Origin of the sequence: Clostridium sp. Marseille-P299 (assembly GCF_900078195.1) — a bacterium.
Taxonomy (GTDB): domain Bacteria; phylum Bacillota; class Clostridia; order Lachnospirales; family Lachnospiraceae; genus Lachnoclostridium.
This window is the reverse complement of sequence record NZ_FJVE01000007.1, coordinates 2,603,633-2,623,602: the sequence shown is the minus strand read 5'-3', so window position 1 is coordinate 2,623,602 and position 19,970 is coordinate 2,603,633. Positions and strand designations below refer to the sequence as shown.

At 32.2% G+C, this 19,970-nt stretch carries 17 protein-coding genes; 13 read left to right on the top strand and 4 right to left on the bottom strand.

Annotated elements, in window-relative coordinates; all coding sequences use genetic code 11:
- Positions 1–38 precede the first annotated feature (38 nt).
- Together BN4220_RS19485 and BN4220_RS19480 are read left to right on the top strand one after the other, a co-directional pair.
- Positions 39–2,279: a hypothetical protein gene (locus tag BN4220_RS19485; RefSeq protein WP_066720677.1), complete on the top strand. Its 2,241-nt coding sequence runs from the start codon at positions 39–41 to the stop codon at positions 2,277–2,279.
- Between the two features lie 11 nt (positions 2,280–2,290).
- Positions 2,291–3,517: a hypothetical protein gene (locus BN4220_RS19480; protein WP_066720674.1), complete on the top strand. Its 1,227-nt coding sequence runs from the start codon at positions 2,291–2,293 to the stop codon at positions 3,515–3,517.
- A gap of 58 nt (positions 3,518–3,575) precedes the next feature.
- Here the strand turns inward: BN4220_RS19480 and BN4220_RS19475 are convergent, their stop codons facing one another.
- Complete coding sequence (locus BN4220_RS19475; RefSeq protein ID WP_066720669.1) at positions 3,576–4,148, bottom strand: N-acetylmuramoyl-L-alanine amidase family protein; 573 nt, start codon at positions 4,146–4,148, stop codon at positions 3,576–3,578.
- 198 nt (positions 4,149–4,346) lie between these two features.
- Here BN4220_RS19475 and BN4220_RS19470 point away from each other — a divergent pair, with 198 nt between their 5' ends.
- The gene (locus tag BN4220_RS19470) at positions 4,347–6,803 is read left to right on the top strand and encodes an endoglucanase (protein ID WP_242867824.1); all 2,457 of its coding nucleotides are present in this window, start codon (positions 4,347–4,349) and stop codon (positions 6,801–6,803) included.
- A gap of 155 nt (positions 6,804–6,958) precedes the next feature.
- Here the strand turns inward: BN4220_RS19470 and BN4220_RS19465 are convergent, their stop codons facing one another.
- Entirely contained in the window at positions 6,959–7,663 is a 705-nt protein-coding gene (locus BN4220_RS19465; protein WP_066720665.1) for a Crp/Fnr family transcriptional regulator, read from the bottom strand.
- A 337-nt stretch (positions 7,664–8,000) separates the two neighbouring features.
- Between BN4220_RS19465 and BN4220_RS19460 the strand changes: the two genes are divergently transcribed.
- From BN4220_RS19460 to BN4220_RS19445, 4 genes are all read left to right on the top strand, one after another.
- A complete protein-coding gene (locus BN4220_RS19460; protein WP_066720662.1) occupies positions 8,001–8,357 on the top strand; it encodes a hypothetical protein in 357 nt (118 codons plus the stop codon).
- 314 nt (positions 8,358–8,671) lie between these two features.
- On the top strand, positions 8,672–8,875 hold the full coding sequence (locus BN4220_RS19455; protein WP_066720659.1) for a spore coat associated protein CotJA: 204 nt from the start codon (positions 8,672–8,674) through the stop codon (positions 8,873–8,875).
- A complete protein-coding gene (locus BN4220_RS19450; protein WP_066720656.1) occupies positions 8,865–9,161 on the top strand; it encodes a spore coat protein CotJB in 297 nt (98 codons plus the stop codon). The genes BN4220_RS19455 and BN4220_RS19450 overlap by 11 nt, the downstream gene beginning before the upstream one ends.
- Positions 9,161–9,781 carry a manganese catalase family protein gene (locus tag BN4220_RS19445; RefSeq protein ID WP_066720653.1) on the top strand — a complete coding sequence of 207 codons (621 nt, stop codon included), beginning with the start codon at positions 9,161–9,163 and terminating at the stop codon, positions 9,779–9,781. Before BN4220_RS19450 ends, BN4220_RS19445 begins: the two co-directional genes overlap by 1 nt.
- A 131-nt stretch (positions 9,782–9,912) precedes the next feature.
- Here the strand turns inward: BN4220_RS19445 and BN4220_RS19440 are convergent, their stop codons facing one another.
- Entirely contained in the window at positions 9,913–10,371 is a 459-nt protein-coding gene (locus BN4220_RS19440) for a cupin domain-containing protein (RefSeq protein WP_066720650.1), read from the bottom strand.
- A gap of 208 nt (positions 10,372–10,579) precedes the next feature.
- On the opposite strand from BN4220_RS19440, the gene hcp reads away from it, so the two are divergent.
- The 5 genes from hcp (at position 10,580) to BN4220_RS19415 (ending at position 17,254) form a co-directional block, all read left to right on the top strand.
- The gene (hcp, locus tag BN4220_RS19435; RefSeq protein WP_066720647.1) at positions 10,580–12,241 is read left to right on the top strand and encodes a hydroxylamine reductase; all 1,662 of its coding nucleotides are present in this window, start codon (positions 10,580–10,582) and stop codon (positions 12,239–12,241) included.
- A gap of 700 nt (positions 12,242–12,941) precedes the next feature.
- A complete protein-coding gene (locus tag BN4220_RS19430) occupies positions 12,942–14,336 on the top strand; it encodes an NADP-dependent glyceraldehyde-3-phosphate dehydrogenase (protein WP_278280761.1) in 1,395 nt (464 codons plus the stop codon).
- A gap of 221 nt (positions 14,337–14,557) precedes the next feature.
- The gene (locus BN4220_RS19425; RefSeq protein ID WP_066720644.1) at positions 14,558–15,352 is read left to right on the top strand and encodes a non-homologous end joining protein Ku; all 795 of its coding nucleotides are present in this window, start codon (positions 14,558–14,560) and stop codon (positions 15,350–15,352) included.
- Positions 15,352–16,278, top strand: coding sequence for an ATP-dependent DNA ligase (locus BN4220_RS19420; RefSeq protein ID WP_066720640.1), 927 nt, complete (start codon positions 15,352–15,354; stop codon positions 16,276–16,278). Before BN4220_RS19425 ends, BN4220_RS19420 begins: the two co-directional genes overlap by 1 nt.
- 583 nt (positions 16,279–16,861) lie before the next feature.
- Entirely contained in the window at positions 16,862–17,254 is a 393-nt protein-coding gene (locus BN4220_RS19415) for a hypothetical protein (protein WP_066720637.1), read from the top strand.
- Positions 17,255–17,738: 484 nt separating this feature from the next.
- On the opposite strand, the gene BN4220_RS19410 is transcribed toward BN4220_RS19415, so the two are convergent.
- Entirely contained in the window at positions 17,739–18,197 is a 459-nt protein-coding gene (locus BN4220_RS19410) for a GNAT family N-acetyltransferase (RefSeq protein WP_066720634.1), read from the bottom strand.
- Positions 18,198–18,352: 155 nt separating this feature from the next.
- Between BN4220_RS19410 and BN4220_RS19405 the strand changes: the two genes are divergently transcribed.
- The gene (locus BN4220_RS19405) at positions 18,353–19,792 is read left to right on the top strand and encodes a ComEC/Rec2 family competence protein (RefSeq protein WP_242867823.1); all 1,440 of its coding nucleotides are present in this window, start codon (positions 18,353–18,355) and stop codon (positions 19,790–19,792) included.
- The last annotated feature ends 178 nt before the right edge of the window (positions 19,793–19,970 follow it).

Here is a 19,970-nt window from a genome sequence, read left to right as displayed (position 1 = left end):
GAGCTTTCCGTCAAGTTCACGAAACAAGGGAGGAAAAGATGGAACATATTAAAAATGGCCAGACATTTAAAAGAAAAAAAATCATAGTTTTCTTTGCTGCATTTGCCATCACACTTGGTACAATGCTTTTTGTATATCATGGATATGCGAAAGCAGCTGGAAATTCAGTAAGTGTAGTTGCAATTGACTATGATGCAGAAACAATTACAATTAAAGCAAATCCTTTGGACACGCAGATTTATTATTCGAATAAATCACAAAGTACATGGGATACTGTTTATGGAAAAATAGACAGTAAAACACACTTAATCACAATGGATATCTCATGGATTAGTAAGACTAGCTCTTATGTTCTTTCTTTAAAGGGAGATAAATCCACGACTCCAATTACAGTAGTTTTGCCGAAGCAAGTTAGCTCATTTCGAGTATCTCTAGATTATACAACAAACATTATACGTTTTATGAATTACGGTGAGGCGAAAGAAGTTTATTGGAGAAAAGAAAACACTACCGTATGGAATACAATAAGAATTGATAATTATGATGATATACAGGCATTCCAAAATGATGTAGAACGTTTTAGTCTACAGGGAATTACCTTATATTTTAGATTAGGGCAGGTGCCAGGAACAAGTGAAACGGATACTGGTAGTAGACCAAGTAAAGAAACTGCATTAAAAATAACAAAGCGTGCAACAGCTCCAAGTATCAACGCAGACTTTGCTAAAGGTATAATACCAATAAAGAGTACGATGCAATATAAGGATGCTTCTAGCGAGGAATGGATCAATGCTAAAACAAGTACTTTGGATATGAAAGATATTGCAGCCCTTGCTTATTATAGCGAGACAAATAAAGAGCCAAAGGATGTTATGATTGATATTCGCTTAAAAGCAACAATGAGTAAGGTTGCTTCTGGACGTACTACAATTACAATACCGGCTCAAGAGATAACAAAATCGGATAATATTGAAATTGAATACATAGGGTCAACCCAATGTAAACTTAATATAACGAAAAAGGAAATTACCGTGGATGGAGAAAAAGTAACTCTTGGAGAAGCATCTGCAACGAATCCTTACGAATATACCATTGTAAAAGTAGAACGATCTCTTGAGGATAGTGCAACATGGGTAGAAGTTACCTCTCCTAGTGTAGTAATTAAGGAGGAAGACGCTCCTGCAGGATCAAAGATTTTTATACGTAAGAAAGCAACAGCAACGAGCTTACCATCTGTTCCATATAAGACTACAATTGGGGGATACCCTTCTGCATCATCTGTAGAGAATGTAGAATTAAAGAAGGTAAGTGGAGTTGACACAACATTTAGTTTTGCACTTACAGTACCAACGAAAGATACAACAATTTCTTCTATTAAGTTTAATGGAACGGATGTTACATTTACCACGAAGAAGGCAAAATTTATTTCTGAATCAAATATGTATGCAATGGATGTTACGATTACAAGTGTAGCAGATTTAGAAGCGATTTCTTCTAATTTAGATACGACTTTAACAGCTGTGATCACACTAAGCAATGGTGAGGTTATCCGTGATGGAGTTACACTTTATATTTCACCTGCTACTACTATCGTAGAGAAGAAAAAATATGAAAAATATTTAGATATCGCCTTAGATGAAAGTATAGAATTTGTTTTAGACTTAAATAGTGTGAAAAAAGAAGGGGTAACGGTTTCTAAGATTACATATAACAATCAAGACGTTGAGTTTAATCAAATAAAAGATACACAAGATCTTGAAATTAGAGTTATTATTAGTAATAAAGCACAGTTTGATAAAATCGAAGATACATTAACCTTTGCAAAATTAGGAACTGAGATTCCTTTTGTTATTACTTTAAGCAGTGAAGAAGTAATTTCCTCAGGTATTACTTTAAATGTAAAACCAATTGTAACAACTACTAGTCCTTCTAGTGGATTTGGTGTTTCAGCTGGAGCATATTTAGCAGCCCTAGAGACAGAAAGTACATCCGATGACATTGCAAATCCTGTAATATCATTGACGATTGACAAGGGTATTTATGAGAAATATGATTTAATTCTTTCTGATGTAAAATGGAATGATAAAGAAATCATGGGTAGTTATACAACTTCGGATAATGAAACAAAATTAACTCTATCAATTGCAAATATGATTGATGAACTTAATTTTACAAGCAGCAGTAGTTTTAGTGATTTTGTAAAAGTAACCTTAAAGAAAAAGTCAGGGGAAGTATTTAAGACAATTATTACAAATTATAAAATTACAGTTGTAAGATAGGGAGTGATTGAATGAGTAAAGAAAAAGCAAATCAAGTAAATACTCTAAACATAATTAAATATGCAATGTTTAGCATCTTACTATGTGGGCTATTCGCTCTTGCATCTCCTATGGTTGCAAGTGCAAAGGATGCATCGGAAGTAAGCATTGCTAGTGTAGATTATGATACATTAGAGATGAAAATCGCGCTCAATGGAAATCAAAAAGTATTTTACTCTGATTCCAATGGGAAAACGTGGAACGAAGTCGAAGGCTCTTCAAGCAATGGCTTTATTTATCTTGATATATCATGGGTAAAAAGCACAGCGGATTACACTATGAAATTAAAGGGTAGCGAGAATGATTCCGTAATTTCTGCAATTATTCCAGCTGGTAATCAGAAACTATCTGTAAAATTTGATAAATTAACGGGAAATTTAGTCTTTGATAATGAAGATGGTGCCTATGCATTCCAGTGGAGAAAAGCGACTTCTTATGATTGGAGCGACCCTGTTGATATTTCTCAATATGGTGAAGATGAATTTTTAGACCAATTAGAAGCACTTCGTGTGAATGGAACAAAAATTTATGTTAGAATACCTCAAATCGTTGGTACTTCTGAAAGTGATATGGGAGATAGACCAAGCAAAGAAGTTGCTGTAACGTTAACAAAAAGAGATAATGCACCAAAAGTTTCTGTAAATGTAACTAAATTAACGTTATCAACAACGGATGCCATGGAATATCAAATATATTCTGTTGATGGTGTATTAACCAATAGTAAAAAATGGACCAATGCGATGAAGAATATGACATTAGATGAAATCATACCTTCAACTGCTAAATCTAGTAAATTTGCAGTAACCAAAGAGGTAGTTATTTTATTCCGATATGAAGAAACAGATACTAAGCCGTATTCAAAAACTCAAACTTTAACAATACCGGCTCAAAGAACTGCACCTACTGAAATCATTGAAGGATATACGTCTAGCAAGTACAATTTAACATTTGCGGATGCTAGCGCAAGTAATCCATATCAATATGTAGTTGTTAAGCAAGGGGAAACTTTTGATGAAAATACCGCAGCTTGGAAAAATGTTACGTCAAGTAAAGCCATTAGCTTTACTGCAAAAACAGCACCTGCAGGTAGTAAAGTCTATGTAAGATACAAGGGAATTTCAGAAACAACAAAAACTAGTTTAAAGCTACCATCCATTAGTACATCATTTACGGTAACTTATACAACCAACGAAAAATAATAAATAGAGGCTGTTGTAAATTAGGAATAATGTTCCATAGTTTACAACAGCTTCTTTTTTATAACTCTGAAAATCCAAAATAGTTTAAAATACCTAGATAAATACCATAAGCAAATGTCCATTGATCATTTTGAAGTAATAGATTATCTTCATAATTTGTAATATAAGCAAGTTCTACTAATACAGAAGGCATCTGCGTTCTTCTAAGAACATAGAGGGAAGGATTTGCTAAGACACCATTATTTTTCGTACCTACCAAATCAACCATGGAAGTTAGAATCGATTGGCCAAAATTGTATGCTTCCGTATAAAGGGCGTAAACGTATACTTCCGAACCATTTACATTCGGGTTTACGTTAGCATTGCAATGAATACTTATAAAATAGTCTGCTGGCCATTCATTGGCCATTCTAACACGTTCTCTTAAACTAGTAGAATTGTTTGTTCCAATAATTTCTGTAATTGTTTGCCTTGATGTTCTTACCTCAAAACGTGGATCATCACGTAAGAGGTCCGCAAGAAACATTCCTACATTAAATGTAACATCTTGTTCGTTAATTCCAAATCCGGTTGCACCACCATTAATACCACCAGGGTTATGTCCTTGATCAATAAATATCCGTATAGCCATATAACCTCCATGCATGTATTCAATAAATATAAAACATTTAAAATTGAATAAGGCATTAATACCTTTTACTATTATCATATTCACATCTTAGAAAACGGTTATCATATTCTAATTACTTGACCAAAATTTTCCACAAAACTTGACTCTAACTAAAAATTACCATATCATTAGATATACAGAAAATGGGAGTTTGAGTAAATGATTTGTAAAGGAGAAGTATTAATGGGTGAAGTATATGTAGATGAGAAAGATATGGTAGGTATTCCATACCAATATAAGAATCTACCGATTCCTGGAGGCGGATATGTTACGGGGTTTTTATTTCATGAAAAGGTAGCAGATATTTTATATGCGAGGACTGACATTGGTGGAGTTTATCGTTATAATTTTAAAGAGAAAAAGTGGGTTTCTCTAATGGACCATGTAACTTTAAAAGATTTAAGTGAAAGTTATCCAACTGCAATTGGTTTAGATGATAACAATCCATCGTATCTTTATATTGCTTGTGGGTGTGGAGACCGTGAGAATGGGATGTTTTGTATTTCAAAAGATTATGGAGAGACATTTACTTATGTCACGATGCCTTGTAAAGTTCATGGAAACAATCCAGGTAGGGGGACGGGTACAAGACTTATTGTTGATCCTAACAATGAGAATATTATATATTTTGCAAGCCAATCTAAGGGATTATTAGTAAGTAAGGATCAAGGCCTTACTTGGGAGTGTATTTCGATTTTAGATGAGAGTAGTGGACGTAAGAATGAACATAATCTTACCTTTGTATTTGTAGACCCTAGATCAAAGAGGGGGGAATGCTCTCAAACGATTGTTATAGGAACAGCGGGAATTGATAATCGTAGTAATGATAAAATGCGAGGACATAGTTTATACGTCTCGTATGATGCTGGTAAAACCTTTTGTGAATTAATTCAACCAAGGTCAAAATTCTATAAAAATATTAGAATGTCGGGTTATGTAGGACAACGTTATACCTTTGATGGAACATATCTTTATGTAACCTTATCTTGTACTGGTGAAAACTCTTATATTGCCCTAGAAGGATACAGTTGTGATTCAGGGGATTCTTATGATGGCAGGATTTTGCGTTATTCCTTTCATGAGGCTGGGACAATAAGTGATTATAAGGATATAACCCCTTTTATCGCAGTAAATGAGGAAGAATATACATATATTTTAGATACGGAGGATGAAGGAGAAGAGGCGTATCGTTTTGGGTTTAGTGGGATATCAACTTGTACTTTAAAGCCAGGGTTATTGATGTGTACGACTATTTGCAGAGGAAAAGGGGACCTTGTTCTTATTTCAGATGATTATGGAGATAATTTTCATATTCATTTATGTGGATTAGAAAATATGAGTTTTCATACATCATATATGAAGCCAGAATATAATGGTGGCAAGAACATATTGCATTGGTGTAGTGATATTAAGATAAATCCATTCAATGAAAATCAAGCCTTTATGAATTCTGGAACTGGAATATTTATTACAGAGGATGCAACTTTACCGGGGAGTCACTGGAGTGATTGTTGCATTGGACTCGAAGAGACCGTACATCTTAACGTTTATAGTCCACCAGCAGGTGAAACTTTAGTTATCGATATTTTAGGTGATTTAGGGGGATTTGCATTTCGTGACTTAACAAAGCCTTGTGATAATTCTTTTGACGATGAGAATGGAAATCGATATATTACATGCATTAATGCTGATTATTCGGATTACAATACGGATTGGATTGTTGTTACTCCTCGAGGAAACTGGACCGGGAAAACTATGGGAGGTCTTATTTTAAGTAAAGATAATGGTAAGACATTTAAGCATTTGAAGTTACCATTTGGGATATCTCCATTTTTAGATAGTTTATTTCGACAAATTGGGACGCCGAATGTTAACTCTGGTTGGGTTGCACTTAGTTCTGATTGTAAAACGATTGTTTGGGCGGTAGCAAATCATTTATTTTTACCAATAGAAGCATTGATTTATAGTAAGGATGAAGGAGAAACATTTTATCCTTGTCGGGTATATGATTTAGAGAATAAGCCTGTTTTAGAGCTAACAGTGAAAGTGTTTGCGGATCGAGTAAATCCTGAACTTTTTTATGGGTTTGCTGAGGATTCTAGGATTTTTATCAGTACAGACGGTGGAATTTCATTTTATGAAAAGCGAGTTGATGCTTCATTTCCAAAACAAAACATGAGCCTGATTGATAGCCAAAATCATATTGAGATTCGCGGGGAATCAGGAAAAGAAGGCGTGTTTTTTATTGCTATGAATGTTGGTGGCTTATGGAGAATGGAATATCAAAAGAGTAGTGATTCTTTGGAATTTATAAAAATTAGTAAAGATTTAGATTCGGTATTTTGTGTTGGCCTTGGAGTTAAGAAAAATAGTGATTATTTTAAGGATAATAAGGTTTTATATATTGCTGCAATTTTGGATGGGGTCTATGGATTTTATCGTTCTACGAATGATGGGGAGAGCTTTGTACGAATTAATAATGAGAAGCAAATGTATGGTGAAATAAAAAGTATGGATGGAGATTCTAGAATGTTTGGTAGATTCTTCATCGCTACGGGTTCACGTGGTGTGTTGTATGGTGAACAGAGAAAAGGTAATGATAAAGTAATCAAGTGATAATGTTTTACATTGAAATCGTTATAAATGAATCAGATGTTAAGTATGGAGCCGATAATTAGTGAGAAAGAATTCAAAACTATCGGCTCTTTTTATATAAGGGAGTTTATTCATATGATTCGTAAGTTTAAATTAGTTATCTAGTTAATTCTATCTTAAATCAATAAGCCCTCATCAATACATTGTTTCAATTTTTCTATTGAGAGTATGTGAAAGGAATTCATATGATAATCAATGATACCATCATCCTTCATATTGGCTAATTCACGGCTCATTGATGGGCGTGAAACGTTTAAATATTCGGCGAGTTCGTTTCGATTAAAATCAATATCAAACCGACTGCTATTATGTCTTTTAGCTTCATATAAAAGGAAGGTAGCCAGTTTTTCTTTCATGCCCTTAATCATTAGTAAATCAATTTTATGATTTAGTACATAGTTTTTTTCACCAAGTAATATCATCATATTTTGAATGAGTTGAATATGAAAATCACATGTTTTTTCACAACTTGTTATGACTTTTTGATATGGGATTAACATAACGGTGGCTTCCGTTTTGGTTAGTACACTTACTGGAGAAATACGATCTTTCGTGCAGACAATTCCCTCGGCAAATATATTAGAGGGACCCAATGATGCGATGATATGGCGATTTCCTACAAGGTTCTCTTTTATGATTTCTAAGTTTCCTTCTAGTACAATACCAATAGAATCAACTTGTTCCCCTAATAAAAATATAAAGTCATCTGCTTTGTATTTTTTTACTTGAATATTTAAACATGGTAATATATGTGCAAAGTCAGAATCCGAAAATGTGCGGAATAAAGGACAATTCTTAAGTATTTTAAAATATTGTTCCATAAATAATGCCTTTCTTTAAATTAAATCTATATAGTTAAGGAGTTGATAAACGTTATAAATATAATAAGTTATTTTCCTAAGTTTCTTTAGTTTATCATATTGAAGCAATAATTCAAGTGATTTTTCCTTCTTATCTCTACGACTATTATCCTTTAAATGAATGATTGCACTTATATTATTTTATAGGAGTGTACTTATCTGGAAATATATGGTATATAATAATATATATGGGCGTATTAAATGTTTAACTCAGAAGGTAGTAAACAAAACATAAGCATTCGATGAAGTAGCAACTAGTATAAGAATTTACTGTATGGAGTGAAGGAGTGTAATTAAAATGAAGAAAAAAGTTTTCTCTATTACAATTTTTGTTCTTGTTATAGCATCAATCTGTGTGTTTTTAAATAATAAATATAAGAATAATGATACAAGAATAATCTTATTAGATACGTGGAAGCAATTAGAGGAAATTGAAAAGAATGAAATTGGAAATTATCAAAATGGTACGGTAGAAATCGTTCAGATTCCTAATGAGCAAATTAATGAAAATACATTTAAGATTGACTTAACTTACGAAAATAAACAAGTATATTTGGTGACATTTCAGTCAAATAAATTTGATTTATTGGGAAATATATGTAAGCTTGTTGATATTGAAACTGGAGAAATCATTGGTGAAAATTTTAGAATGTAATTAATAGATATAAAGAAGATAATTATAAATTAGTCAAAGAATAAACCAACTATAATATGAAGTCGCCTTAAATAAGAAATGGTATTAAGGTATTTCAAAAGTAGTTGGTTTTTTATTTAATAAATTTATGGAATCTGTTATTAAATCTATCTACAGTTAATCTAATCTAAAAAAGGAAAATACTATTCATTCTTACATAGATAATACAAGCTAAAAAAGAAATGTTTGCAAATACTAAAGTTGTATCATAGTTACGAATTAATTTTATAAAAGTATTTTAAAAATCACTTTTTTAAAGACAGGAGGTCAAGCTTATGGAATCTACCTTAGTAACAGATTTACAAAATACAGAGCATAAAACATGTTGCTGCTCACAGGAACAGACAATTGCTATGGCAACAATTCCTTGCCAGAAGTGGAGGGACACTTACGATTTATGTAAAGCTTTAAAGGAAGGAACTATATTCCCAGAACTAAATAAACCATTTTATTGTGGAGGTGATGAGGATGTCAAGTAGACAAGAACTTTTAAAGGAAATCAATGAAGCGAGTTTTGCTGTTAACGATATATCTTTATATTTAGATACTCATCCAACCGATGAGCAGGCCTTAGGGTATTTTGCTGAAGTTATGGGAAAAAGAAAAGCGGCATTGAAAGAGTATGAATCTCAGTATGAACCATTAATTGTTGATTGTGTAAATCCGAATACAAATAATTCAACACAATCTGAGACAGAATATGCAGGAAAAACTCATTGGACATGGACTGATGGTCCATTACCTTGGGAAGGAGGTACAAATTAATGTGGAATTATGAAAAACGTTTACAGTTTCCGGTTAATATAAAAATAACATGCCCCAAAACAGCGCAGTTTATTATGACTCAATATGGTGGGCCGGATGGAGAGTTATCAGCTTCCCTTAGATATCTTTCACAAAGATATACGATGCCAGATAAAGCGGTTGGAGGTCTTTTAACGGATATTGGAACAGAGGAACTTGCACATATGGAAATAATTTGTGCAATTGTTTACCAACTTACGAAAAATATTTCTATAGAAGATGCAAAAACTGCAGGATTTGATGCTTATTATATTGATCATACTTCTGCAATTTGGCCACAAGCAGCAGCTGGTGTTCCTTTTACCAGTTTAGAATTTCAATCAAAAGGAGATGCAATTACAGATTTGTTTGAAGATTTAGCAGCAGAACAAAAGGCTAGAACAACCTACGATAATATTTTACGTGTAGTCACAGATCCAGATGTTCGAGAACCGATTAAATTTTTACGTGCAAGAGAAATTGTACATTTTCAACGATTTGGTGAAGCGTTAGAAAAAACGAAGTCACAATTAGATTCAAAGAATTTTTATTATTTTAATCCAGAATTTGACAAGCAAATGAAGGGAAAAAGTATTCAATAAGTGTAAAAGAGTAAGAACACACCATTGTAGGTGATCGCCTATAAAGTGTGTTCTTTTTATATTGCATTGAAAATAAACGACGTGTTAAGTTAGTGGGACTGATTTAATGACCCTATCATTAAAAGAATTTATTAATATTCCCTTTCAGATGCTTCAGCATCTGCTTTTGTCTTGTGAATCGTACCCCATGGGTGCTCTGGCGGTGCGTAAATAGTGAATAATTTAATCGGGCAGCATCCTGTATTAATTAGATTATGCCATGTTCCAGCAGGAACAAAGATAGCAGAGTCCTCTGAGGCATAGCATTGATAATTTAGACAGTCTTTATGTTTACCCATCATTACTATGCCTTGCCCACATTCAATATATAAAAATTGGTCTACATCAGGATGAATTTCTAGCCCAATATCGGAGTTTTTAGGAATACACATAAGCGTGAGTTGCAAATCACATCCAGTCCAAAGTGCAGTGCGAAAATTTTTATTATTTATAGTAGCTTGCTTTAAATTTGTAACAAAGGGATTCGGCCCTTGGTCAAAATTACAAAAATGCATGTTATCATGGTATTCATTGTGGTTATAAGGATTCATTTATTTTCTCCATTTAATGTTCTTATATAGTATATGCCAAGGTATTATAGTCGTTAAAGGATTTTTAAAAAATGACAAAATACTAAAAAATAAATTTTAATATTTTTTATTTGTTGCTTCAGATACATATTCGATGCCATATGTATAATATAATGCAACTATCAAATCAAACAACAAACGTATTTACACATAAAAGGAGAGAATAAGAATGGATCAAAAAATGTTTTGTTTTCAATGTCAAGAGACAGCAGGTTGTACTGGATGTACAAAAGTTGGTGTCTGTGGTAAGTCCCCAGAGCTTGCAAAAATGCAAGATTTATTAATCTATGTAACAAAAGGATTATCAGAAGTTACAACTAGATTACGTAGCGAAGGAAAAACAATTTCAAAAGAATTAAATCATTTCATTACTTTAAATTTATTTACAACAATTACAAATGCAAACTTTGATGATGAAGTATTTTATAATAGAGTAAAAGAAACATTAGTTTACAAGAATGAATTAATGGCTGAATTAAATAATAAAGAAAATTTATCTGCAGCAGCACTTTGGGATGCATCTTCTACTGATGATACGTCATTTAAAAATGACGTGGATAAAAAAGCAGATGCTTCCGATGTTGGAGTTTTAGCAACTGCAAATGAAGATATCCGTTCTTTAAGAGAATTAATTACTTATGGATTAAAAGGTTTATCTGCATATTCAAAACATGCAAATGCATTAGGTTATGACAATGAAGAAATCGATGCATTCTTACAAGCAACATTAGCTAAGTTATTAGATGATTCTTTATCTGTAGATGATTTAGTTGCATTAACTTTAGAAACAGGTAAAGTTGGTGTAGATGGCATGGCATTACTTGATAAAGCAAACACATCTACTTATGGTAACCCTGAAATTACTAAGGTTAACATTGGTGTTGGCAAAAACCCTGGTATTTTAGTATCTGGTCATGATTTAAGTGATATTGAGCAATTATTAAAACAAACAGAAGGTACTGGAGTTGATGTTTATACTCACTCTGAAATGTTACCAGCTCACTATTATCCAGAATTAAAGAAATACAAACACTTAGTAGGTAACTACGGTAATGCTTGGTGGAAACAAAAAGAAGAGTTCGAAAGCTTTAACGGACCTATCTTAATGACTACAAACTGTATCGTACCTCCAAAGGATTCTTATAAAGATCGTGTTTACACAACAGGTGCAGCAGGATTTGCAGGATGTAAACACATTGAAGGTGAAGCGGGAACACAAAAAGATTTCTCAGCAATCATTGAACATGCTAAGAAATGTGCGGCTCCAACTGAAATTGAAACAGGTGAAATCGTAGGTGGATTCGCTCATGAACAAGTATTTGCATTGGCAGATAAGGTTGTTGAAGCTGTTAAATCTGGCGCTATCAAGAAATTCGTAGTAATGGCCGGTTGTGATGGTAGAGCAAAATCTAGAAATTACTATACTGATTTTGCAAAAGCTTTACCAAAGGATACTGTTATTTTAACCGCTGGATGTGCTAAATATAAATACAACAAATTAGATTTAGGGGATATCGGTGGTATTCCAAGAGTACTTGATGCAGGTCAATGTAATGACTCTTACTCCTTAGCATTAATCGCTCTTAAGTTAAAAGAAGTATTTGGTTTAGAAGATATCAATGAATTACCAATCGCTTATAACATTGCTTGGTATGAACAAAAAGCGGTAATTGTATTATTATCCTTATTATATCTTGGAGTGAAGAACATTCACTTAGGACCAACATTACCAGCATTCCTTTCTCCAAATGTAGCTAACGTATTAGTAAATAACTTTGGTATTGCAGGAATTGGTACTGTAGAAGATGATTTAAAAATCTTAGTTGGCTAATACAATTTAATCTTAGGAGAAGATTCTCATAAGAGGATAAAATGTTTGAAAATTAATAAGAGTTGTCGAATCGCTACTGATTCGACAACTTTTTTTGTTTTATAGGCAAATGGAACGCTACAGATCCGACAACTTTTTAAAAATTTATAAGCAAATGGAACGTTACAGATTCAGCAACTTTTTAAAAATTTATAGGCAATTGGAACGCTAGTGATCCGGCAACGTTATTTCAAGGATATTATTGGTAAAAGTGTGTGGTATTAATAGTAAAATATGGTACAATAAACTAGATGGATGTTTTTATAAAATAATAAATCTGTTATATTGTTCTAAATTATATTATAAGCTTAAGTATATTAAAGAAAAAAATGTTCTTAATTAAGTATGCGGATAAAATGGTCTTTATAATAGATAATTTCATATAATATTAGTAATTATTATTATTTATTGACAACATAAAAATAAATTAATATAATTACTATAGTTTTTATATGAAATACTATAAATGTAATATGAAATACTATTAAGGGAATGAATCCAATAAAAAGACTAGAAAATAGATAGGAGATAACATATCTAAGAGATACATTTGGAAAAATAGGTTAGGATAGTAAAAGTATATATGAAAAGAATTTAGACGAAAGAGCGTATTGATGATTTCGTTATATGAGATATGAATTTTTGTGAAAAGGAGAATATTATGCAAAACGAGCAATTAATTACGATTACTTCCCCACTGAATGATTCTATATTAGGAAATGTACGTGCTATGACAAAGAGCGATATTGATGAAGTAATTCTAAAATCTAAAAAAGTATTTGATACTTGGAGAGCGGTCCCATTAAATGAACGATGTGAAATTCTTTATAAGGCAGCAAGTATTTTAGTTACTAGAGTGGATGAGTTGACAGACCTTCTTATTAAAGAGGTAGGAAAAGATAAAAAAAGTGCAAAATCAGAGATTATCAGAACTGCTGATTTTATACGTTTTACAATTGAAACAGCAAAAAATATTCATGGAGAAAGCATCAATGGTGATAGTTTTGCGGGATATTATAGTAATAAATTTGCATTGGTTGAGCGTGAACCAATTGGAGTCGTGCTAGCAATTTCACCATTTAATTATCCAATCAATTTAGCTGCCTCCAAAATAGCTCCAGCATTGGTTGCGGGTAATACGGTTATTTTCAAGCCTGCGACCATGGGTAGTCTTTGTGGAGTTCGTTTGGCAGAAATTTTTGTTGAAGCTGGGGTACCAAACGATGCAATTCAAGTAGTTACTGGTAAAGGTAGTGAAATAGGTGATTATTTGATCACACATAAAGGTATTAATTTTATTAACTTCACTGGAAGTACAGAGGTGGGGCAGAACATAGCTAAAAAAGTTCAAATGGTTCCACTGTTAATGGAACTTGGTGGAAAGGACGCAGCTATTGTACTTCCAGATGCGGACCTTGAAATAACTGCTAAAAACATAGTTTCAGGAGCATTCTCTTATTCTGGCCAACGCTGTACTGCAGTAAAAAGAGTACTGGTACTAGAAGAAATAGCAGATCAATTGGTTGAAAAGATCTTAGATCAAATGAAACAATTAACCGTGGGTAATCCTTTATATGGAGATGTTGATATTGTGCCGCTAATCAATACAAAAGCAGCAGATTTTGTGAGTGAGTTAATTGAGGATGCAAAAGAAAAAGGAGCTACTTTACGTTACGGTGGCGAGAGAGAGGGTAATTTAATTTATCCGACTCTATTTGATCATGTAACTACCGATATGCGAGTGGCTTGGGAAGAGCCATTTGGACCAGTACTTCCAATTATACGTGTAAAGACCGTTGATGAGGCAATTGATATTGCTAATAAATCAGAGTATGGTTTACAAAGTTCTGTATTTACGGAAAATATTAACAATGCTTTTAATGTAGCAAGAAAATTGGAAGTTGGTATGGTGCAAGTAAATAATAAAACGGAGAGAGGACCAGACCATTTCCCATTTATGGGAGTTAAAAATTCAGGGATTGGTGTTCAGGGAATTCGTTATTCAATTGAAGCGATGACAAGAATTAAAGGAATTGTTGTTAATCTTTATGATTAATTTTTGAAAAATAAAATACTAGAAAAATAAAATACTAGAAATATAGCAAGGAGCTGTCACAAGATAGATATGATACTATTCTATCTTATGATAGCTTTTTGTTTGTTCTTTATTACATAAAACTTTATTACATAAAATGAAGGCAGTTAAAAACTTTCAACGAAAGAATAATTAAATAACATAATCTATCACATACTAATAAAAAAATTAGAGGTGATGAAATGGCAGTTGCGCATAAAGGAAGTATTTCCATGGGACTTGTTTTAATCCCGATTGGTTTGTATCGAACTACAACCGATAACGACATACATTTTAACCAACTTGAGAAAGAGAGCAAAGCACGTATTCGTTATAAAAAATATTGTAGTCACTGTAATAAAGAAGTAAAATCAGAAGATATCATTAAAGGCTATGAATATGAAAAAGATAAGTACGTTATTATGACGGATGAAGATTTAGAAAAGATAAAGACAAAACGAGATAAAACGATACACATTATACAGTTTGCCAAAATGTCAGAAGTGGATTCCATCTATTTTGAAAAAGATTATTATTGTATCCCTGATGTGGGGGCGGAAAAAGCATTTGAATTACTAAGACAAGCAATGTTAGCTCAAAAAAAGGTTGCTATCGCCAAAACAGTTATGGGAACCAATCAAAAGTTGATTATTTTATACCCACTCAAAGATGGGATGGTTGTAAAAACGTTGTTTTATGCTGACGAAATCGTTGAAGTACCCAAAAAGATACCGAAAATGCAGCTTGATTCAAATGAACTTGATATGGCGAAAATGCTAATTGAAAACATGTCAAAACCGTTTGTTGCAACTGATTTTAAGGATGAGTATCAAGAAAGACTAAGGGAAGCGATTATGAAGAAAATCGAAGGAAAAGAAATTGTTTCTGCGGATACTGGAGATAAAAATAATGTTATTGATTTAATGGAAGCATTGAAAAAGAGCTTAGAGCAGTCTAAGAATAATGATACTCCGAATAAATTTACAGGTACTGCATAATGGATTTATTTGAGATAAAGGCAATTAAACCAATGCTAATATCAAAACAAGTTCCAGCGTTTAATTCCAGTGATTATATCTATGAGCTAAAGCAAGATGGTATACGATGTATAAATTATGTGGATGAAAACTCCATTGATTTAAGAAATAAGAGGAATATGATTTTAACATCGAAGTTTCCTGAACTTACTGAAATATATAAGAATGTAAAGGGAAAGGCAATTTTAGATGGAGAATTAATTGTATTAAAAAATGGAGTCCCTGATTTTTATGAGTTACAACGGCGAGTTATGTTAACAGATTTCTTTAAAATTCAATTGGCAGCAAAAAAATTACCTGCTAGTTATGTTGCATACGATATTATTTATCATGACGGGAAAGAAGTTACAGAACTTCCATTATTAGAGCGAAAACAATTGTTAGATTCGATTATTGAAGAAAATAAACGACTTGCAGTTTCTCGTTATATTAAAGAGTTTGGTATTGAACTTTATAAATTAACTTGTGAACAAGAATTAGAAGGTGTTGTTGCAAAAGAAATTCATAGCAAATATTTCTTTGATAAGAGAAGCAAAGATTGGCTTAAAATCAAACGAATGGCGGATGAAGATTTTGTTATCTGCGGGTATATTCTAAAAGAATCTAGTAATACATTGGTATTAGGTCAATATGATGAGGGCCAATTGATATATAAAGGTAATGTAACTCTTGGTGTAAAATTGGACTTTTTACAAGAGTATGATTGTAAAAGAATTAGCGAAACTCCATTTACGATTTCGCCAGAATGGAGTGAAAAAGTTGAGTGGATAAAACCAGAACTCGTATGCGTCGTAGAATATATGCCGAATACAAAAGACCGATTACGGCAAGCAGTATTTAAGGGAATTCGGAATGATGTTATGCCTTATGATTGCAAGGTGAAGTGATATAAGTTTTATGGTAAGAGAAATAAAATAAGGTTGGGATTTTGGAAACTTTTTAGTCTTTGAGAGTCTTGTAAAAGACATAAATTACCATAATATTTATTTGATTTATGCTAATAATATTAATGTGTTAAAAACACATCAAATTAATATGGAGGTGTCAAGCTATGAACGGCAATGCGGAAATAACAGTCTAGCTGTTAGCAGATGTATTGTTAACAGCTTAACTTCTTATTAAAGGAAAATGTCCTAAAATTTATTTTAGGGCATTTTTTCTGTTTAAACGAATATATCAATTATATATTTGTTTTACTAGAAGGCTTGCTTAGGTTTTTAAACTATTAGTAATGTTATATTAGAAGTAAAATGTGAGATATTTTACGTCATATAGTAATTGGGTTAATACTCTACCTATTCCTTTTAATATATGTTAAAATATTACTGTAATATATTGTGTACGAATGCATCGATATGTTTTACCACCATAATTGATTATTATGAAATAAGTGAATGGATAGTAGTGGTTATAAGAAGCATAATCCCCTTTTTATTAGCTTATAAAATTCCATGGAAAGTAGAAGGAAATATGAAAAAATCAATGAAACGGATACTGCTATTTGCTGCTATAATTTGCACAGCAATTTTATTAATATGGATATTTCGTTTGGACCGATTTGGATTTATTAGTCCAAAATGGGTTGACCGAATAAAATATAATGGGGTTAAATATGATATGCAATATAAGGCAAATGATGAGGTTACAGTAGATGCAGACCTTATTGGTGATAAGCTAGGAAAGATAAAGTTTAAGATGTCAGGGAAGGTCCATAATTCATGGTATAGAATGAGAAATTATGATGCTACAGTTTTAGAGAAGAATACTGAATTTTATCAAATTAAAAATAAAAATATAAAGGATTCAATTGCTGTTGAAATAGACGGTGTATATTATTTATATTCATATGTTGAATATAGATAATATTGAGTTTAGCGAGGTTTGCTAACTTAAATGGGAAAGTATATGTTTAATAAAAATCTCTTAGTAGATAATCTTGTAATTTATAAACCAATTTAACATAAGAAATTAAAGGACGATAGAATGAAAAATTTTATAAAATATTTTTTAGTATCATTTATAACAGTTGTCTCGGTATCTATCATTTATGACTTGATAAGATACGGCGCAATTGGATGGTTTGACTTGTTTGTGAAGAGTATAATAATAAGCACAATAATAGGTGTATATGAAAGTGATAGGAGATATGTTAAATAATTAAGTGATCTTACAAATTTTCTTTGTAATGGAAAGATAGCTTAGTGATTAATCAATGAAGCTCCATTGGCTATTAGAAAATGTACATTATCTGAGTTTAAACTGAAAAGAGGATTAGCGTTTGGCTACTCCTTTTTGCATATTTCTAAAGGTAATTATAAATAATAAAATCGAGACAGATTAATCACAGTTAAAATTTCTGCATACAGTGCACTGTAACATGAAATGATTCATTTCCAGGCATTACACCAGAGCATACTTCAACTGTTTCAAAACCCATTGACTTATATAAATTTAAAGCAGGCTCGTTACCTGCCAAGACTTCTACATTAATAGGTCTTCTTGTAATTTGCGTAATTACATATTCAATTAAACTCTTTCCAATACCTCTACGACTATGTGCTGGGTCCACATACAGCCATGCCAGTTCATCCTCCGAATATGCGGCAAATCCATAGATTTTGTCATTTATAGTAGCGACGCAAATCGTATACTCAAATAGTCCTTCACGAAAAGCAGCTTCAGCAAGTGGGATAAAAGCATCATTTAATTCAGCAAGATGTAGTTCAATTGCTCGGGCTTTATCATGAATTTCTCTTAAACGTTTCCAATCCTTTGCTTGGTATTCACGAATAACAATCTCTTTCATAAATCAACCTCCTCGTAAAATATTATAAGAGATAATTTGTACATACGCCAGTAATTTTTATAGTGAACTGATTTGCGATCTTAATCCATCATGTTGAAAAATTTAGTAAATTATGCTAGAATTTAATTAGACTATACAAAGGAGAAAATTAAATAATGATCCACTTAAAGAAATTAATTGCTACATTTTTTTCTATTTTATTCTTTCTGAGTGGGTTAGGTTATTTGCTTTCAAGCACCTTTTCTGGGGTGCTACTTATATTATTAGCTATATTAATCTTCCCACCATTTTTATCTTTTCTTGAGAAAATTGGAAGGAAACCTAAGCTGTCGCATCGACTTTTTATTGGTGTGGCTTTATTTATGTTATCAGCTGCGTTTGCCCCATCTGTTCCAGATACAGTTGATAATAGTGTTAATCCAAATATAACACCGACTGTTATAGCTCAGATTGAATCTGAAAAAGTGATTGACAAGGATGATTCCCACAGTATTGACGGGAATATAATTGAAACAAGTCAAGAAAATATTGTTTCAGCAACACCTGTGATTGAGCCAACAATTACACCTACTGTAACAGAAATAAAAGATGAACCAAACATGAAGGTTCATTTCATTGATGTTGGTCAAGCAGATTGTATCCTCATTGAATCTAGCAAACAATACATGCTCATTGATGCAGGTAATAATGCAGATGAAGAGTTAATTTTGTCATACTTAAAGAAAAATAAAGTAGATCGTTTAGAATATGTAATAGGCACTCATCCTCACGAAGATCATATTGGATCATTGGATGCAGTTATAAGAAATTTTGATATAGGTAAGGTTATTCTGCCTGAGAAAGAACATACAACACAAACGTTTGAAGATGTTTTGGACGCAATCGAAGAAAAAGGTCTAAAAATTACTAAACCAGTTGTGGGCAATGAATATACGTTAGGCACAGCAAAATTTACAATAATAGCACCAAATTCCTCATATGGTGATGACTTAAATGATTGGTCAGTTGGTATTAAATTAACCAATAATTACGATAGTTTTATACTTACTGGTGATGCAGAAAAAGAAGCTGAAGGGGATATTCTTAGAAATGGAATTGATTTAAATGCTGATGTTTTAAAATTAGGTCATCATGGCAGTAAAACGTCTACAACGGATGAATTCTTAGATGCAGTAAAACCAAATGCTGTTGTAATTTCAGTTGGAAAAGATAATTCATATGGGCATCCTAATAAAGATACCATTGATAAGTTAACTGAAAGAGGAATAGATATTTATAGAACAGATGAGCAAGGAACTATTATCGCTGTGTCGGATGGGAAAAGCATAAAGTGGAGTACCAATCCAAGCAAAACGAATGCTCATGGAGATGTGGTTGCTACAGCTACTCCGACATTAAAACCAACTGAAACTCCAGTCCAATATGAAGTTCCGAAAACAACAACTTATATTCTTAATAAGAACACTAAAAAGTTTCATTATCCTACTTGTAGGTCAGTGAAACAGATGAAAGAAAGCAATAAAATTTATTTTGATGGTGCGAGAGATGAGGTAATTAATAAAGGATATTCTGCATGTAAAAATTGCAATCCATAAAATGTTTTATATTATTACAAGAAAGTAAGGTCTCTTTTAATGATTAAATGTGATATTATGATATAAAGGAAGAAAAATAGTTATTAAGTTTTTGGTAACACTAGAAATAGTATAGGAAAACTAATCTGCTATTTAAAAAGGGCTATAGATAACTATAGTCCTTTAATTATTTAAAGTA

Bases quoted from the DNA above. Each gene is read 5' to 3' on its own strand.
- BN4220_RS19485 (WP_066720677.1), top strand. From the start codon at position 39: ATGGAACATATTAAAAATGGCCAGACATTTAAAAGAAAAAAAATCATA.
- BN4220_RS19480 (WP_066720674.1), top strand. From the start codon at position 2,291: ATGAGTAAAGAAAAAGCAAATCAAGTAAATACTCTAAACATAATTAAA.
- BN4220_RS19475 (WP_066720669.1), bottom strand. From the start codon at position 4,148: ATGGCTATACGGATATTTATTGATCAAGGACATAACCCTGGTGGTATT.
- BN4220_RS19470 (WP_242867824.1), top strand. From the start codon at position 4,347: ATGATTTGTAAAGGAGAAGTATTAATGGGTGAAGTATATGTAGATGAG.
- BN4220_RS19465 (WP_066720665.1), bottom strand. From the start codon at position 7,663: ATGGAACAATATTTTAAAATACTTAAGAATTGTCCTTTATTCCGCACA.
- BN4220_RS19460 (WP_066720662.1), top strand. From the start codon at position 8,001: ATGAAGAAAAAAGTTTTCTCTATTACAATTTTTGTTCTTGTTATAGCA.
- BN4220_RS19455 (WP_066720659.1), top strand. From the start codon at position 8,672: ATGGAATCTACCTTAGTAACAGATTTACAAAATACAGAGCATAAAACA.
- BN4220_RS19450 (WP_066720656.1), top strand. From the start codon at position 8,865: ATGTCAAGTAGACAAGAACTTTTAAAGGAAATCAATGAAGCGAGTTTT.
- BN4220_RS19445 (WP_066720653.1), top strand. From the start codon at position 9,161: ATGTGGAATTATGAAAAACGTTTACAGTTTCCGGTTAATATAAAAATA.
- BN4220_RS19440 (WP_066720650.1), bottom strand. From the start codon at position 10,371: ATGAATCCTTATAACCACAATGAATACCATGATAACATGCATTTTTGT.
- hcp (WP_066720647.1), top strand. From the start codon at position 10,580: ATGGATCAAAAAATGTTTTGTTTTCAATGTCAAGAGACAGCAGGTTGT.
- BN4220_RS19430 (WP_278280761.1), top strand. From the start codon at position 12,942: ATGCAAAACGAGCAATTAATTACGATTACTTCCCCACTGAATGATTCT.
- BN4220_RS19425 (WP_066720644.1), top strand. From the start codon at position 14,558: ATGGCAGTTGCGCATAAAGGAAGTATTTCCATGGGACTTGTTTTAATC.
- BN4220_RS19420 (WP_066720640.1), top strand. From the start codon at position 15,352: ATGGATTTATTTGAGATAAAGGCAATTAAACCAATGCTAATATCAAAA.
- BN4220_RS19415 (WP_066720637.1), top strand. From the start codon at position 16,862: ATGAAAAAATCAATGAAACGGATACTGCTATTTGCTGCTATAATTTGC.
- BN4220_RS19410 (WP_066720634.1), bottom strand. From the start codon at position 18,197: ATGAAAGAGATTGTTATTCGTGAATACCAAGCAAAGGATTGGAAACGT.
- BN4220_RS19405 (WP_242867823.1), top strand. From the start codon at position 18,353: ATGATCCACTTAAAGAAATTAATTGCTACATTTTTTTCTATTTTATTC.